The organism is Streptomyces sp. NPDC048288, from assembly GCF_043201555.1.
Classification (GTDB): domain Bacteria; phylum Actinomycetota; class Actinomycetes; order Streptomycetales; family Streptomycetaceae; genus Streptomyces.
The window spans coordinates 414,252-429,514 of record NZ_JBICZD010000008.1; the positions used below are offsets into that span (position 1 = coordinate 414,252).

Below are 15,263 nucleotides of genomic sequence, written 5' to 3' on the forward strand. Positions count from 1 at the left end.
AGCCAGGCCATATGTTCCGCCGTACGTTCTGGTTCACCACCGGTGTCGCCGCCGGGGTCTGGGCCACCACCAAGGTCAACCGCAAGCTGAAGCAGCTGACCCCGGAGAGCCTCGCCGCCACCGCCGCCAACAAGGCGCTGGAGACCGGCCACCGGATCAAGGACCGGGCGGTCGGCTTCGCGCTCGACGTCCGCGACAACATGGCCCAGCGGGAGGAGGAGCTGGGGGACGCGCTGGGCATCAACGCGGACCCGGAGCTCCCCGCGCCCCGGCGGTTCGCCGCCATCGAGAACCGCAGCAACCCGAAGTACCCCGACACCACGAGGTACTCGCACAACCGGAATGAGGACCACTGATGGAGTCGGCAGAGATTCGCCGCCGCTGGCTGAGCTTCTTCGAGGAGCGCGGGCACACCGTCGTCCCTTCGGCGTCGCTCATCGCGGACGACCCGACTCTGCTGCTCGTCCCGGCCGGCATGGTGCCCTTCAAGCCCTACTTCCTGGGTGAGGTCAAGCCGCCCTTCGACCGCGCCACCAGTGTGCAGAAGTGCGTGCGCACCCCGGACATCGAAGAGGTCGGCAAGACCACCCGGCACGGCACCTTCTTCCAGATGTGCGGCAACTTCTCCTTCGGCGACTACTTCAAGGAAGGCGCCATCAAGTACGCCTGGGAGCTGCTCACCAGCTCCCAGGACAAGGGTGGTTACGGCCTGGAGCCGGAGAAGCTCTGGATCACCGTCTACAAGGACGACGACGAGGCCGAGCGCATCTGGCACGACGTCGTCGGCGTGCCCAAGGAGCGCATCCAGCGCCTCGGCATGAAGGACAACTACTGGTCCATGGGCGTCCCCGGCCCCTGCGGCCCGTGTTCCGAGATCAACTACGACCGCGGCCCCGAGTTCGGCGTCGAGGGCGGCCCCGCCGTCAACGACGAGCGGTACGTGGAGATCTGGAACCTCGTCTTCATGCAGTACGAGCGCGGCGAGGGCATCGGCAAGGACAACTTCGAGATCCTCGGCGAACTGCCCAGCAAGAACATCGACACGGGCCTCGGCATGGAGCGTCTCGCCATGATTCTGCAGGGCGTGCAGAACATGTACGAGATCGACACCTCAATGGCCGTCATCAAGAAGGCCACCGAGCTGACCGGCGTCCACTACGGCGAGGCCCACGCCTCGGACGTCTCGCTGCGGGTCGTCACCGACCACATGCGCACCTCGGTGATGCTCATCGGCGACGGCGTTACCCCCGGCAACGAGGGCCGCGGCTACGTCCTGCGCCGCATCATGCGCCGCGCCATCCGCAACATGCGCCTGCTCGGCGCCACCGGTCCGGTCGTCCTCGACCTGATCGACACCGTGATCGCCATGATGGGCCAGCAGTACCCGGAGCTGGTCACCGACCGCGAGCGCATCGAGAAGGTCGCCGTCGCCGAGGAGAACGCCTTCCTCAAGACGCTGAAGGCCGGCACCAACATCCTCGACACCGCAGTCACCGAGACCAAGGAGTCCGGCGGCACGGTCCTCGCCGGCGACAAGGCGTTCCTGCTCCACGACACCTGGGGCTTCCCGATCGACCTCACCCTCGAAATGGCCTCCGAGCAGGGCCTCTCCGTGGACGAGGAGGGCTTCCGCCGCCTGATGAAGGAGCAGCGGGAGCGCGCCAAGGCCGACGCCCAGGCCAAGAAGACCGGGCACGCCGGTGCCGGCGCCTACCGCGAGATCGCCGACAGGACCGGCGAGACCGACTTCATCGGGTACTCCGACACCGAGGGCGAGACCACGATCGTCGGCATCCTCGTCGACGGCGTCTCCTCCCCGGCCGCCACCGAGGGCGACGAGGTCGAGATCGTCCTGGACCGCACCCCGTTCTACGCCGAGGGCGGCGGCCAGATCGGCGACACCGGCCGGATCAGGGTCGACACCGGTGCCGTCATCGAGATCCGCGACACCCAGAAGCCGGTCCCGGGCGTGTACGTCCACAAGGGCGTCGTCCAGGTCGGCGAGGTGACGGTCGGTGCCAAGGCCCACGCCTCGATCGACCAGCGCCGCCGGACCGCCATCGCCCGCGCCCACTCGGCCACCCACCTCACCCACCAGGCGCTGCGCGACGCCCTCGGCCCGACGGCCGCCCAGGCCGGTTCCGAGAACCAGCCCGGCCGCTTCCGCTTCGACTTCGGCTCGCCGTCCGCCGTTCCGACGGCCGTGATGACCGACGTCGAGCAGAAGATCAACGAGGTGCTCGCCCGCGACCTCGACGTGCGCGCCGAGATCATGGGCATCGACGAGGCCAAGAAGCAGGGCGCCATCGCCGAGTTCGGCGAGAAGTACGGCGAGCGGGTCCGCGTGGTGACCATCGGCGACTTCTCCAAGGAGCTGTGCGGCGGTACGCATGTGCACAACACCTCCCAGCTGGGCCTGGTGAAGCTGCTCGGCGAGTCCTCGATCGGCTCGGGTGTCCGTCGTATCGAGGCCCTCGTCGGGGTCGACGCCTACAACTTCCTGGCCCGTGAGCACACGGTCGTCGCCCAGCTGCAGGAGCTGATCAAGGGCCGTCCGGAGGAGCTGCCGGAGAAGGTCTCCGCCATGCTCGGCAAGCTGAAGGACGCCGAGAAGGAGATCGAGAAGTTCCGCGCGGAGAAGGTGCTGCAGGCCGCCGCCGGTCTCGTCGAGTCCGCCAAGGACGTCCGCGGCATCGCCGTCGTCACCGGCCAGGTCCCGGACGGCACCACCCCGGACGACCTGCGCAAGCTCGTCCTCGACGTGCGCGGCCGCATCCAGGGCGGACGCGCCGCCGTGGTCGCCCTGTTCACGGTCAACAACGGCAAGCCGCTCACGGTCATCGCCACCAACGACGCCGCCCGCGACCGCGGTCTCAAGGCCGGTGACCTGGTCCGCACCGCCGCCAAGACGCTCGGCGGCGGCGGTGGCGGCAAGCCGGACGTCGCCCAGGGCGGCGGCCAGAACCCGGCCGCGATCGGTGAGGCCATCGACGCCGTCGAGCGTCTGGTGACCGAGACCGCGAAGTAAGGAAACGGTCGGAAATGCGCAGAGGACGTCGGCTCTCGATCGACGTCGGGGATGCCCGGATCGGGGTCGCCTCGTGCGACCCCGACGGGATCCTCGCCACCCCGGTCGAGACCGTCCCCGGCCGGGACATCCCCGCCGCCCATCGCAGGCTGCGGCAACTGGTCGAGGAGTACGAACCGATCGAGGTCGTCGTCGGACTCCCTCGCTCCCTCAAGGGGGGCGAGGGGCCGGCCGCCGTCAAGGTCCGCGCCTTCGCCCAGGAACTCGCCAAGGGCATCAAGCCGGTACCGGTCCGGCTGGTCGACGAGCGGATGACGACAGTAACGGCGAGCCAGGGACTGCGCGCTTCTGGAGTGAAGGCCAAGAAGGGCCGCTCGGTCATCGACCAGGCCGCGGCGGTCATCATCCTTCAGCAGGCACTGGAATCCGAACGGGTGTCAGGTAAACCACCCGGCGAGGGCGTCGAAGTAGTCATCTGATCGCGATACGGTAACGTTCCGCGCGATGCGATGGTTTTCGAACAGCCACCGCACAGCAAGAGGCGGAACGGGAACCGGCCCACCAGCCGCGCACCGTACCGCCTCGCGGCTCTAGGGGATCGATGACTGAGTATGGCCGGGGCCAAGGCTCCGAACCGTGGCATCCGGAGGACCCGTTGTACGGGGACGACGGATGGGGCGGACAGCAGGCCCACGTGGGCCAGCAGTCCCCCTACGGCGGCCAGCCACAGCACTACCCACAGCAGTCGCAGCAGTCGCAGCAGCAGTACGGCGACTGGGACCAGCACCCGCAGGGCGGCTACGACCAGCAGCAGTACGCCACGTACTACGACGAACAGGGCAACCTCCGGTACGCCGACGGACAGGGCCAGCAGCACTACGACCAGCAGCAGTACGACCAGCAGTACGCCGGGCATGCCCCCCAATACCACCAGGGCGGCTGGGACGCGACCGGCACCCACGGCCAGGTCCCCTACGCCGCCGACCCGGGCGACCCCTACGGCCAGCAGCCCGTGGCCTACGGCGGGGAGCAGCCCGACTTCTACGGCACCGAGGACGCCTACCCGCCGCCGGAGCCGCCCGGCCGCCGGCGCCCCGAGCCGGAACCGCAGCCGGAGCCCGCGGTCGAGGAGGAGGAAGAGGAGCAGCACCCCTTCTTCACGGGCGCCGATGACGACGGTGACGACGGCGAGGACGGCGACGACCCGAAAGGGCGCCGCGACAAGGGCCGGGGCAAGGACGCCAAAGGCGGCAAGGGCGCCAAGAAACGCCGCAGCGGCTGCGCCTGCCTGGTGGTCTGCCTGGTCTTCGGCGGCGGCGCGAGCGTCGTCGGCTACTACGGCTGGCACTTCTACCAAAATCGTTTCGGCGCGTCCCCGGACTACGCGGGCAGTGGCAACGGCGAGACCACGACCGTCTCGATCCCCAAGGGCGCGGGCGGCTACGACATCGGCCGCATCCTGAAGGCCGCCGGCGTGGTCGAGAGCGTCGACGCCTTCGTCTCCGCACAGACGGCGAACCCCGACGGCAAGACGATCCAGGACGGCGTCTACACGCTGCAGAAGGAGATGTCCGCGGCCAGCGCGGTGGAGCTGATGCTCAACCCGAAGAGCCACAGCAACCTGGTCATCGCCGAGGGCCTGCGCAACTCCGCGATCTACGAAATGATCGACAAGCGGCTCGCCGTGAAGAAGGGCACCACCGCGGCCGTGGCGAAGAAGGACTACAAGTCCCTCGGCCTGCCCAAGTGGGCGCTGAACCACGCCAACCTGAAGGACCCGCTGGAAGGATTCCTCTACCCCTCCAGCTACGCCGTCTCGAAGGGGCAGGAGCCCAAGGCAGTCCTCACCGAGATGGTGGCCCGCGCCAACGACCAGTTCCAGACGCTCGGCCTGGAGAAGAAGGCCGCCGGCCTCGGCCTCGACGGGCCCTGGCAGCTGCTCACCGTGGCCAGCCTCGTGCAGGCCGAGGGCACCAGCCACGACGACTTCCGCAAGATGGCCGAGGTGGTCTACAACCGCCTCAAGCCCGGAAACTCCGAGACCTACGGCGCGCTGGAGTTCGACTCCACGTACAACTACGTGAAGAACCAGAGCAAGATCGACCTGTCGATCGCCGAACTGCGCCGCTACAACAACCCCTACAACACGTACTACGTCAAGGGACTGCCGCCCGGGCCCATCGACAACCCCGGCGAGGAGGCGCTGCAGGGCGCCCTCAACCCGACCGACGACGGCTGGTACTACTTCATCTCGATGGACGGCAAGACCAGCGAGTTCACCAAGACGCTCGCCGAGCACGAGAAGCTCGTGAACGAGTGGAACGCCTCACGGAAGAAGAGCTGAGCCGCGCGCGCCAGCGGCGCGGCCCCGCTCCTGTACAAGGACAGATTCGATGCCACCTCGGGCAACCGATGCCCGCCGGGCCGCCGTGCTCGGTAAGCCCATCGCCCACTCCCTCTCCCCGGTGCTGCACCGGGCCGCGTACGCCGAACTCGGGCTCACCGACTGGTCGTACGAGCGCTTCGAGGTCGACGAGGCCCAGCTGCCCGGCTTCCTCGGGGAGCTGGGACCGGAGTGGGCGGGGCTGTCGCTGACCATGCCGCTGAAGCGGGCGGTCATCCCGCTCGTCGACGAGATCAGCGAGACGGCGGCCTCCGTCGACGCGGTCAACACCGTGGTCTTCACGGAGGACGGACGGCGCGTCGGGGACAACACCGACATCCCGGGCATGGTCGCCGCGTTGCGCGAGCACGGCATCGAACAGGTCGACTCCGCCGCCGTCCTCGGCGCCGGCGCCACCGCCTCCTCCGCGCTGGCCGCGCTCGCCCGGATCTGCACCGGCGAGGTCGTCGCCTACGTCCGCAGCGAGGCCCGCGCCGCCGAGATGCGGGAGTGGGGCGAGCGGCTCGACGTCGAGGTGCGCACCGCCGACTGGGCCGACGCCGAACAGGCCCTGCACGCCCCCCTGGTGATCGCCACCACCCCCGCGGGCAGCACCGACGCCCTCGCCGGCGCCGTACCCGAGCGCCCCACCACCCTCTTCGACGTGCTCTACCACCCCTGGCCCACCGCCCTCGCCGCCCGCTGGTCCATGTTCGGCGGGGCCGTGGTGAGCGGCCTCGACCTCCTGGTGCACCAGGCCGTGCTCCAGGTCGAGCAGATGACCGGCCGCGCTCCGGCGCCGGTGGACGTCATGCGCCGGGCCGGGGAGAAGGCGCTCGCGGAGCGCTGACCTGATCTGTTCGCGTCCGACTGCTGGACCGGCGGCCGGGTTCGGTGGCCGGACGTGGGAGGATCGGAGGCGGCGGACCGGGGCCGCGCACCCGGTCGGGCCGTCGCCGTACGCGAGGACACGCGTACGCAGGGCAGTAGTACCAGGGCGCGAGCACTGAGGAGCATCGTTGAGCAGGCTGCGTTGGCTGACCGCGGGGGAGTCCCACGGTCCCGCACTTGTCGCGACGCTGGAGGGCCTTCCCGCCGGCGTGCCGATCACCACGGAGATGGTCGCGGACCATCTCGCGCGGCGGCGGCTCGGCTATGGCCGTGGTGCGCGCATGAAGTTCGAGCGTGACGAGGTCACCTTCCTGGGCGGCGTCCGGCACGGGCTGACGCTGGGCTCCCCGGTGGCGATCATGGTGGGCAACAGCGAGTGGCCCAAGTGGGAGCAGGTGATGGCGGCCGACCCGGTGGATCCGGAGATCCTCGCCGGGCTGGCCCGCAACGCCCCGCTGACCCGCCCGCGTCCCGGCCACGCGGACCTCGCCGGTATGCAGAAGTACGGCTTCGACGAGGCCCGCCCGGTCCTGGAGCGCGCCTCCGCCCGCGAGACCGCGGCACGGGTCGCGCTCGGCGCCGTCGCCCGCTCCTACCTGAAGGAGACGGCGGGCATCGAGATCGTCTCGCACGTCGTCGAGCTGTGCTCCGTGAAGGCCCCGCAGGGCGTGTACCCCACCCCCGCCGACGTCGAGAAGCTGGACGCCGACCCGCTGCGCTGCCTGGACGCCGACGCCTCGAAGGCGATGGTCGCGGAGGTCGACCAGGCCCACAAGGACGGCGACACCCTCGGCGGTGTGGTCGAGGTGCTGGCCTACGGCGTCCCGGTCGGCCTCGGCTCGCACGTGCACTGGGACCGCAAGCTGGACGCCCGTCTCGCCGGGGCCCTGATGGGCATCCAGGCGATCAAGGGCGTCGAGATCGGCGACGGCTTCGAGCTGGCCCGGGTGCCCGGCTCGAAGGCGCACGACGAGATCGTGGGCACGCCCGAGGGCATCCGGCGGGTCTCCGGCCGGGCCGGCGGCACCGAGGGCGGACTCTCCACGGGCGAGCTGCTGCGCGTCCGCGCCGCGATGAAGCCGATCGCGACCGTGCCCCGCGCCCTGCGGACCGTGGACGTCACCACGGGCGAGGCCACCCAGGCCCACCACCAGCGCTCCGACGTCTCCGCCGTGCCGGCCGCCGGCATCGTCGCCGAGGCCATGGTCGCGCTCGTCCTCGCGGACGCGGTCGCCGAGAAGTTCGGCGGCGACTCGGTCCCCGAGACCCGCCGCAACGTGCGGTCGTACCTCGAGAACCTGGCCATCCGGTGAGCGGCGGCGTGCCGATGGTGGTGCTGGTCGGACCGATGGGCGTGGGCAAGTCCACGGTCGGGCAGCTGCTCGCCGAGCGGCTCGGCGTCGGCTACCGGGACACCGACGAGGACATCGTGGCCGCCGAGGGCCGCACCATCGCCGACATCTTCGTGGCCGAGGGCGAGCCCGCCTTCCGGGCCATCGAGAAGCGGGCGGTGCACACCGCGCTGGCCGAGCACGAGGGTGTCCTCGCCCTCGGCGGCGGCGCGATCCTCGACGCGGACACCCGCGCGCTGCTCGCCGGGCAGCGGGTGGTCTACCTCTCGATGGACGTCGAGGAGGCCGTCAAGCGCACCGGCCTGAACGCGGCCCGGCCGCTGCTCGCCCTCAACCCGCGCAAGCAGTGGCGCGAGCTGATGGAGGCACGGCGGCACCTGTACGAGGAGGTCGCCGCGGCCGTCGTGACGACGGACGACCGTACGCCCGAAGAGGTCACCCAAGCAGCCCTGGACGCACTGGAGTTGAAGGAAGCATGAGCGAGGCAGTCACCCGGATCCAGGTCGGCGGCACGGCGGGCACCGAGCCGTACGAGGTCCTGGTGGGCCGTCAACTCCTCGGCGAACTGGGCGCACTGGTCGGCGAGAAGGCCCAGCGGGTCGCGATCGTGCACCCCGAGGCGCTCGCCGAGACCGGTGACGCGCTGCGGGCCGATCTGGCCGAGCAGGGTTACGAGGCCGTCGCCATCCAGGTGCCCAACGCGGAGGAGGCCAAGACCGCCGAGGTCGCCGCCTACTGCTGGAAGGCGCTCGGCCAGTCCGGCTTCACCCGCTCCGACGTGATCGTCGGCGTGGGCGGCGGCGCCACCACCGACCTGGCCGGTTTCGTGGCCGCCAGCTGGCTGCGCGGGGTCCGCTGGATCGCCGTCCCGACCACCGTGCTCGCCATGGTGGACGCGGCGGTCGGCGGCAAGACCGGCATCAACACGGCCGAGGGCAAGAACCTGGTCGGCGCCTTCCACCCGCCGGCGGGCGTGCTCTGCGACCTCGCCGCGCTGGACTCGCTCCCGGTCAACGACTACGTCTCCGGGCTCGCCGAGATCATCAAGGCCGGCTTCATCGCCGACCCGGTGATCCTGGACCTCATCGAGTCCGACCCCGAGGCCGCGCGCACCCCGGCGGGCCCGCACACGGCCGAGCTGATCGAGCGCTCCATCCGGGTGAAGGCGGAGGTCGTCTCCTCCGACCTCAAGGAGTCCGGCCTGCGCGAGATCCTCAACTACGGCCACACGCTCGGCCACGCCATCGAGAAGAACGAGCGCTACAAGTGGCGGCACGGTGCCGCGGTCGCCGTCGGCATGCACTTCGCCGCCGAGCTGGGCCGGCTGGCCGGGCGCCTGGACGACGCGACGGCGGACCGCCACCGCACGGTCCTGGAGTCGGTCGGCCTCCCGCTGCACTACCGCTACGACCAGTGGCCCAAGCTCGTCGAGACGATGAAGGTCGACAAGAAGTCCCGCGGGAACCTGCTGCGCTTCATCGTCCTGGACGGTCTCGCCAAGCCGACGGTCCTGGAGGGCCCTGACCCGGCCGTGCTGCTTGCCGCGTACGGCGAGGTCGGCCAGTAGGTCCGCCTCGCGGCACGGGCACTTCGGACCGCCCCCGGCCGTTTCACCAAACGACGACCGGGGGCGGTACCGTTCGGTAACGAGCGCAGCCGAACATGACGAGACGGAGTGGCACCGGATGCAGCACGCAGTGGGATCTCCGCTGCCGCCGCCCCATCAGCCGGGGCAGGGACCGACCGGCTGGCAGCCGGCCGCACAGCACCCGGGAGCGCCCCAGGGCTCCGCGCCCGTGCCGCCACCACCGGCCGCGCCGCCGCACCCGACGGTTCCGCCACCGCCCTCGGCCCCGCCGCCGCCCGACACCACGGGCCACGTCCCGCTGCCGCCGGGCGCCCCGGTGGGGATGCCGAGCGCGCCGCCCGCCGCCACGGTCCCCGACCCGACGACCACCACCCTGGCCGTCCTCCTGATCGGCCCGGCGGGCGCGGGCAAGACCAGCGTGGCCAAGTACTGGGCCGACCACCGCCGGGTCCCCACCGCCCACATCAGCCTCGACGACGTCCGCGAATGGGTCCGCTCCGGCTTCGCCGACCCCCAGTCCGGGTGGAACGACCACTCGGAGGCCCAGTACCGCCTCGCCCGCCGCACCTGCGGCTTCGCCGCGCGCAACTTCCTGGCCAACGGCATCTCGTGCATCCTCGACGACGCGGTCTTCCCGGACCGCCCGGTCGTCGGCCTCGGCGGCTGGAAGCGCCATGTCGGCCCCGGCCTCCTCCCGGTCGTCCTCCTCCCCGGCCTCGACATCGTCCTCGAGCGCAACGCCGAACGCCGCGGCAACCGCCGCCTCACCGACGAAGAGGTCGCCCGCATCCACGGCCGCATGGCCGGCTGGTACGGCTCCGGCCTCCCCATCATCGACAACTCCCAACTGGACGTCCCCACCACAGCCAGAGTCCTCGACGAGGTCCTCTCCAGGTCCATAGCCAGCCCCCCAACCTGGTAACCAGCCCCCAACAAAGCAACCCAGGGGCGCGGGGAACCGCGCAAATGCCCCCACCGACCGGCAGCCGAAGACCGGCCTGTCTCCCCCCCCCCCCAGGGGCGCGGGGAACTGCGCGAAAGCCCCCCACCGGCCGGCAGCCGAAAAACCGGCCTGTCTCCCCAGGGGCGCGGGGAACTGCGCGAAACCCACCCACGGACCCGCACTCGACAACGGCGCCCCGTCACCCCACTCGGCCCCCCTCAACCGGCACAAAACGCCTATTCCTCCTACGCTCGACTCATGTCAGACGTGTACGCGGCCCGCAGAACCAGGCTGAGGGAACGCTGCAACGCGGCCGGCAGCCAGTCCGCCGTCATCTCGCACCCCGCCAACGTGAGATACCTCGCCGGCGCCGCCCCCCACGGCTCCGTCCTGCTGCTCGGCAAGCGCGAGGACCTCCTCGTCTGCCCCGGCCCGCCGGACGACCGCCCCACCGAGGCCCGCGCCGACGAGTCCCTCCGGCAGCACCTCCTGGAAGGCCCCGGCGGTGACCCCGCCGTGGCCGCCGCCGACCTCGCCGCCGCCCAGGACGCCGACGTCCTCGCCGTCGAGGAGCACCACCTCACCGTCGCCCGGCACCGCGCCCTCGGCTCGGTCGCCCCCCAGCTGCGCCTGACCGACATCGGCGCCGCCGTCGAACAGCTCAGGGTCGTGAAGGACGAGGAGGAGATCTCCTGCCTCCGCATCGGCGCCGAGATCGCCGACCAGGCCCTCGGCGAGCTGCTGGAGTCGATCCTCGTCGGCCGCACCGAACGCCACCTCGCCCTGGAGCTGGAGCGCCGCCTGGTCGACCACGGCGCCGACGGCCGGGCCTTCCCCACCTCCGTGGCGACCGGACCCAACTCCGGCCGCCGAGGCCACCGCCCCACCGACCGCCGCGTCGAGGAGGGCGACTTCCTCTCCGTCTGCCTCGGCGCCACCTACCGCGGCTACCGCTGCGAGATCGGCCGCACCTTCGTCATCGGCACCTCGCCCGCCGACTGGCAGATCGAGCTGTACGACCTGGTCTTCGCCGCCCAGCGGGCCGGCCGGGAGTGCCTCGTACCCGGCGCCGCCTACCGTGACGTGGACCGTGCCGCCCGGCAGGTGCTGGGCTCCGCGGGCCACTCCGAGGGCCTGCAACCGCTCACCGGGCACGGCGTCGGACTCGAAATCGACGAGGAGCCGCAGCTGGCCCCCTCGGCCATGGGTAAACTGGACGCTTGCGTGCCGGTCACCGTCGAACCGGGGGTCCACCTCCCGGGCCGGGGCGGTGTCCGGATCGATGACACGCTCGTCGTGCGCCCCGAGGCGGACGGCGGACCCGAGCTACTCACCATCACGACCAAGGAGCTGCTCGCACTATAAGGAAGGTGCGTGCCCCGGGGTCGTCCACGTCAGTCCAGGAGATTCCGCAACCGTGGCTTCCACGAACGACCTCAAGAACGGCCTGGTGCTCAAGCTCGAAGGCGGCCAGCTCTGGTCCGTCGTCGAGTTCCAGCACGTCAAGCCCGGCAAGGGCCCCGCCTTCGTGCGCACCAAGCTCAAGAACGTGCTGTCCGGCAAGGTGGTCGACAAGACCTTCAACGCCGGCGTCAAGGTCGAGACGGCCACTGTCGACAAGCGCGACATGCAGTTCTCGTACATGGACGGCGACTACTTCGTCTTCATGGACATGGACACGTACGACCAGCTGCACATCGACCGGAAGACCGTCGGCGACGCCGCGAACTTCCTGATCGAGGGCTTCACGGCCGTCGTCGCCCAGCACGAGGGCGAGGTGCTCTTCGTCGAGCTCCCGGCCGCCGTCGAGCTGGTCATCCAGGAGACCGAGCCGGGTGTCCAGGGCGACCGCTCCACGGGCGGCACCAAGCCGGCCACGCTGGAGACCGGTCACCAGATCCAGGTCCCGCTCTTCATCACCACCGGTGAGAAGATCAAGGTCGACACCCGCACGAGCGACTACCTCGGCCGGGTGAACAGCTAACCGTGGCTGCCCGCAACACGGCCCGCAAGCGCGCCTTCCAGATCCTCTTCGAGGGCGACCAGCGCGGGGCCGACGTCCTGACCGTGCTCGCGGACTGGATCCGGCTCTCCCGGGACGACACCCGGCAGCCGCCGGTGAGCGAGTACACGATGCAGCTGGTCGAGGGCTACGCCGAGCACACGCGGCGGATCGACGAGCTGATCGCCCAGTACGCGGTCGGCTGGACGCTCGACCGGATGCCGGTCGTCGACCGCAACATCCTGCGCCTCGGCGCCTACGAGCTGATCTGGGTCGACGAGACGCCGGACGCCGTCGTCCTCGACGAGATGGTGCAGCTGGCGAAGGAGTTCTCGACGGACGAGTCGCCCTCGTTCGTGAACGGGCTCCTGGGGCGGCTCAAGGAGCTGAAGCCGTCGCTGCGCCGGGAGGCGTAGCCGACGAACGCCGGAAGGCCCGCAGCAGCTTGCTGCGGGCCTTCCGGCGTTCGTGTGCCCAATGGGGTGGGTGGGGCGGTCTTCGGGCGGCTGACGGCCGTCTGGGGCTGGTCGCGCAGTTCCCCGCGCCCCTGGGTCTCTTGCGGCTGCCCTGCGCCGAGAACCAGAGCCTGTCATCGCAAAAAGAACCGCCGGGGCAGCCGGAACCATCCAGTTCCAGCCACCCCGGCGGCACGTTTCTGCTCAGGTGTGGTGCGGGTCAGGCGTCTTCGTGGGTGGCGACGGCGCGGCGGGCGTCCGCGTCCAGTACGCCCCAGCTGATCAGCTGCTCGGTGAGGACCGAGGGGGACTGGTCGTAGATGACGGCCAGTGTGCGCAGGTCGTCCTGGCGGATCGACAGCACCTTGCCGTTGTAGTCACCGCGCTGGGACTGGATCGTCGCCGCGTAGCGCTGCAGCGGGCCCGCCTTCTCGGCCGGCACGGTGGCCAGTCGCTCCAGGTCCAGGACCAGCTTCGGCGGGGGCTCGGCGGCACCGCCGGGGGTGGTGCCCGGCAGCAGCTCCTGCACCGGCACACCGTAGAAATCCGCCAACTCGGCAAGGCGCTGCACGGTCACGGCACGGTCGCCGCGCTCGTACGAACCGACCACCACGGCCTTCCAGCGCCCCTGGGACTTCTCCTCGACACCGTGGAGGGAAAGGCCCTGCTGGGTGCGGATGGCCCGGAGCTTGGCCCCGAGCTGTTTGGCGTATTCGCTGGACATATAGCTCCCCGGACACTGTGTCGACGCGGCCGGCCTTGGTTCCCGCCGCGCGGCTGGTAACTCACTGTGAGGTTACGCAGCGTTACTCTCCTGCGTCAAGCCGAATGGTCCGCACCGACTCTTCCGTGGTAGCGATGGCCGATTACGCCAAGGGGGTGATCGGGGGCCTCTCCGCCACCTGCTACGGTGGATGGCGCAAATCCGACGTCCTTTAAGGTCCGTCCCGTGAGGCGGAGAAGGGGGTCCGTTTCGTATGGACAAGCAGGGAAAGCCTGACCTTCAGGCAGGCGACGCACGGCCCGTTCTCGAAGGGCCCGACATCGCGCGGGTACTGACCCGCATCGCCCACGAGATCGTCGAGCGCGCCAAGGGCGCCGACGACGTGGTGCTCCTCGGCATCCCGACCCGCGGCGTCTTCCTCGCCCAGCGGCTCGCCGCCAAGCTCGAGCAGGTCACCGACCGGAAGATTCCCGTCGGTTCGCTCGACATCACCATGTACCGCGACGACCTGCGCATGCACCCGCCGCGTGCGCTGGCCCGCACCGAGATCCCCGGTGACGGCATCGACGGCAGACTGGTCGTCCTCGTCGACGACGTGCTCTTCTCCGGTCGCACCATCCGCGCCGCCCTCGACGCCCTCAACGACATCGGGCGCCCGCGCGCGGTCCAGCTGGCGGTCCTCGTCGACCGCGGCCACCGTGAACTGCCCATCCGCGCCGACTACGTCGGCAAGAACCTCCCCACGTCGTTGCGGGAGACGGTCAAGGTCCTGCTCGCCGAGGAGGACGGTCGCGACACCGTGCTGCTCGGCGCCAAGCCGACCCAATAGCGAGCCGAGAGGACGCGCCGGTCCGGCGCGCCCACGCCTGCCCGCAATCTCCCGATATGTGAACTGCCTTACGGAGCCTGACAGATGCAGCGTCATCTCATCTCGGCCGCCGACCTCACCCGCGACGACGCCGTCCTGATCCTCGACACCGCCGAGGAGATGGCCCGGGTCGCCGACCGGCCGATCAAGAAGCTGCCGACCCTGCGCGGCCGCACCGTCGTCAACCTGTTCTTCGAGGACTCGACCCGGACCCGGATCTCCTTCGAGGCCGCCGAGAAGCGCCTCTCCGCCGACGTCATCAACTTCACCGCCAAGGGGTCCAGCGTCTCCAAGGGCGAGTCCCTGAAGGACACCGCCCAGACCCTGGAGGCGATGGGCGTGGACGCCGTCGTCATCCGGCACGGCGCCTCCGGAGCGCCCTACCGCCTCGCCACCTCCGGCTGGATCGACGCCGCCGTCATCAACGCCGGCGACGGCACCCACCAGCACCCCACCCAGGCCCTCCTCGACGCCTTCACCATGCGCCGCCGACTGGTCGGCCGGGACGCCGGGATAGGGCAGGACCTGGCCGGCAAGCGCATCACGATCGTCGGCGACGTCCTGCACAGCCGGGTCGCCCGCTCCAACGTCGACCTGCTGCACACCCTCGGCGCGGACGTCACCCTGGTCGCCCCGCCCACCCTGGTCCCGGTCGGCGTCGAGCGCTGGCCCTGCGAGGTGTCGTACGACCTCGACGCCGTCCTCCCCAAGTCCGACGCCGTGATGATGCTCCGCGTGCAGCGGGAGCGCATGAACGCCGCGTTCTTCCCGACCGAGCGCGAGTACTCGCGGCGCTACGGCCTCGACGGCGAGCGCATGGCGAAGATGCCCGAGCACGCCATCGTGATGCACCCCGGCCCGATGGTCCGCGGCATGGAGATCACCGCCGAGGTCGCCGACTCCGAGCGCTGCACCGTAGTCGAGCAGGTCGCAAACGGAGTCTCCATCCGGATGGCCGTTCTGTACCTCCTGCTCGGCGGCAACGAACCCGCCGTCAGCCACGCCCGCACCACCGAGGAGAAGTAAGAC

General features: G+C 70.6%; 15 protein-coding genes. 14 read left to right on the forward strand and 1 reads right to left on the reverse strand.

Annotation, left to right across the window (positions count from 1 at the left end; translation table 11 throughout):
• The first annotated feature begins 11 nt into the window (after window positions 1-11).
• The 12 genes from ACGFZS_RS29525 (at window position 12) to nusB (ending at window position 12,603) form a co-directional block, all read left to right on the forward strand.
• Window positions 12-356: a hypothetical protein gene (locus ACGFZS_RS29525; protein ID WP_355725837.1), complete on the forward strand. Its 345-nt coding sequence runs from the start codon at window positions 12-14 to the stop codon at window positions 354-356.
• A complete protein-coding gene (gene alaS / locus ACGFZS_RS29530) occupies window positions 356-3,028 on the forward strand; it encodes an alanine--tRNA ligase (protein ID WP_393797652.1) in 2,673 nt (890 codons plus the stop codon). Before ACGFZS_RS29525 ends, alaS begins: the two co-directional genes overlap by 1 nt.
• A 14-nt stretch (window positions 3,029-3,042) precedes the next feature.
• Window positions 3,043-3,507 carry a Holliday junction resolvase RuvX gene (gene ruvX / locus ACGFZS_RS29535; protein WP_123978522.1) on the forward strand — a complete coding sequence of 155 codons (465 nt, stop codon included), beginning with the start codon at window positions 3,043-3,045 and terminating at the stop codon, window positions 3,505-3,507.
• Window positions 3,508-3,629: 122 nt separating this feature from the next.
• Window positions 3,630-5,372 (forward strand): endolytic transglycosylase MltG, encoded by a 1,743-nt coding sequence (gene mltG, locus ACGFZS_RS29540; protein ID WP_393661794.1) that lies wholly within the window; start codon window positions 3,630-3,632, stop codon window positions 5,370-5,372.
• Window positions 5,373-5,421: 49 nt separating this feature from the next.
• Complete coding sequence (locus ACGFZS_RS29545; protein WP_393797653.1) at window positions 5,422-6,261, forward strand: shikimate dehydrogenase; 840 nt, start codon at window positions 5,422-5,424, stop codon at window positions 6,259-6,261.
• Between the two features lie 169 nt (window positions 6,262-6,430).
• Window positions 6,431-7,615, forward strand: coding sequence for a chorismate synthase (aroC, locus tag ACGFZS_RS29550; RefSeq protein WP_390972708.1), 1,185 nt, complete (start codon window positions 6,431-6,433; stop codon window positions 7,613-7,615).
• Window positions 7,616-7,629: 14 nt separating this feature from the next.
• Window positions 7,630-8,133, forward strand: coding sequence for a shikimate kinase (locus tag ACGFZS_RS29555; protein WP_355725896.1), 504 nt, complete (start codon window positions 7,630-7,632; stop codon window positions 8,131-8,133).
• On the forward strand, window positions 8,130-9,221 hold the full coding sequence (gene aroB, locus ACGFZS_RS29560) for a 3-dehydroquinate synthase (protein WP_359220392.1): 1,092 nt from the start codon (window positions 8,130-8,132) through the stop codon (window positions 9,219-9,221). The genes ACGFZS_RS29555 and aroB overlap by 4 nt, the downstream gene beginning before the upstream one ends.
• 118 nt (window positions 9,222-9,339) lie before the next feature.
• Window positions 9,340-10,164, forward strand: coding sequence for a Pro-rich N-terminal domain-containing protein (locus ACGFZS_RS29565; protein ID WP_393797654.1), 825 nt, complete (start codon window positions 9,340-9,342; stop codon window positions 10,162-10,164).
• 279 nt (window positions 10,165-10,443) lie between these two features.
• Window positions 10,444-11,550 carry an aminopeptidase P family protein gene (locus ACGFZS_RS29570; RefSeq protein ID WP_393797655.1) on the forward strand — a complete coding sequence of 369 codons (1,107 nt, stop codon included), beginning with the start codon at window positions 10,444-10,446 and terminating at the stop codon, window positions 11,548-11,550.
• A 52-nt stretch (window positions 11,551-11,602) separates the two neighbouring features.
• Entirely contained in the window at window positions 11,603-12,169 is a 567-nt protein-coding gene (efp, locus tag ACGFZS_RS29575) for an elongation factor P (protein WP_365685142.1), read from the forward strand.
• Window positions 12,170-12,171: 2 nt separating this feature from the next.
• On the forward strand, window positions 12,172-12,603 hold the full coding sequence (gene nusB / locus ACGFZS_RS29580; RefSeq protein WP_355725862.1) for a transcription antitermination factor NusB: 432 nt from the start codon (window positions 12,172-12,174) through the stop codon (window positions 12,601-12,603).
• Between the two features lie 259 nt (window positions 12,604-12,862).
• On the opposite strand, the gene bldD is transcribed toward nusB, so the two are convergent.
• Window positions 12,863-13,366, reverse strand: coding sequence for a transcriptional regulator BldD (bldD, locus tag ACGFZS_RS29585; protein WP_020938842.1), 504 nt, complete (start codon window positions 13,364-13,366; stop codon window positions 12,863-12,865).
• Window positions 13,367-13,619: 253 nt separating this feature from the next.
• Here bldD and pyrR point away from each other — a divergent pair, with 253 nt between their 5' ends.
• The gene (pyrR, locus tag ACGFZS_RS29590) at window positions 13,620-14,195 is read left to right on the forward strand and encodes a bifunctional pyr operon transcriptional regulator/uracil phosphoribosyltransferase PyrR (RefSeq protein ID WP_355725865.1); all 576 of its coding nucleotides are present in this window, start codon (window positions 13,620-13,622) and stop codon (window positions 14,193-14,195) included.
• Window positions 14,196-14,279: 84 nt separating this feature from the next.
• Complete coding sequence (locus ACGFZS_RS29595; protein ID WP_365685139.1) at window positions 14,280-15,260, forward strand: aspartate carbamoyltransferase catalytic subunit; 981 nt, start codon at window positions 14,280-14,282, stop codon at window positions 15,258-15,260.
• The last annotated feature ends 3 nt before the right edge of the window (window positions 15,261-15,263 follow it).

Excerpts from the sequence above, each read along its gene's own strand:
- ACGFZS_RS29525 (WP_355725837.1), top strand. The coding sequence starts at position 12 with ATGTTCCGCCGTACGTTCTGGTTCACCACCGGTGTCGCCGCCGGGGTC.
- alaS (WP_393797652.1), top strand. The coding sequence starts at position 356 with ATGGAGTCGGCAGAGATTCGCCGCCGCTGGCTGAGCTTCTTCGAGGAG.
- ruvX (WP_123978522.1), top strand. The coding sequence starts at position 3,043 with ATGCGCAGAGGACGTCGGCTCTCGATCGACGTCGGGGATGCCCGGATC.
- mltG (WP_393661794.1), top strand. The coding sequence starts at position 3,630 with ATGACTGAGTATGGCCGGGGCCAAGGCTCCGAACCGTGGCATCCGGAG.
- ACGFZS_RS29545 (WP_393797653.1), top strand. The coding sequence starts at position 5,422 with ATGCCACCTCGGGCAACCGATGCCCGCCGGGCCGCCGTGCTCGGTAAG.
- ACGFZS_RS29555 (WP_355725896.1), top strand. The coding sequence starts at position 7,630 with ATGGTGGTGCTGGTCGGACCGATGGGCGTGGGCAAGTCCACGGTCGGG.
- aroB (WP_359220392.1), top strand. The coding sequence starts at position 8,130 with ATGAGCGAGGCAGTCACCCGGATCCAGGTCGGCGGCACGGCGGGCACC.
- ACGFZS_RS29565 (WP_393797654.1), top strand. The coding sequence starts at position 9,340 with ATGCAGCACGCAGTGGGATCTCCGCTGCCGCCGCCCCATCAGCCGGGG.
- ACGFZS_RS29570 (WP_393797655.1), top strand. The coding sequence starts at position 10,444 with ATGTCAGACGTGTACGCGGCCCGCAGAACCAGGCTGAGGGAACGCTGC.
- bldD (WP_020938842.1), bottom strand. The coding sequence starts at position 13,366 with ATGTCCAGCGAATACGCCAAACAGCTCGGGGCCAAGCTCCGGGCCATC.
- pyrR (WP_355725865.1), top strand. The coding sequence starts at position 13,620 with ATGGACAAGCAGGGAAAGCCTGACCTTCAGGCAGGCGACGCACGGCCC.
- ACGFZS_RS29595 (WP_365685139.1), top strand. The coding sequence starts at position 14,280 with ATGCAGCGTCATCTCATCTCGGCCGCCGACCTCACCCGCGACGACGCC.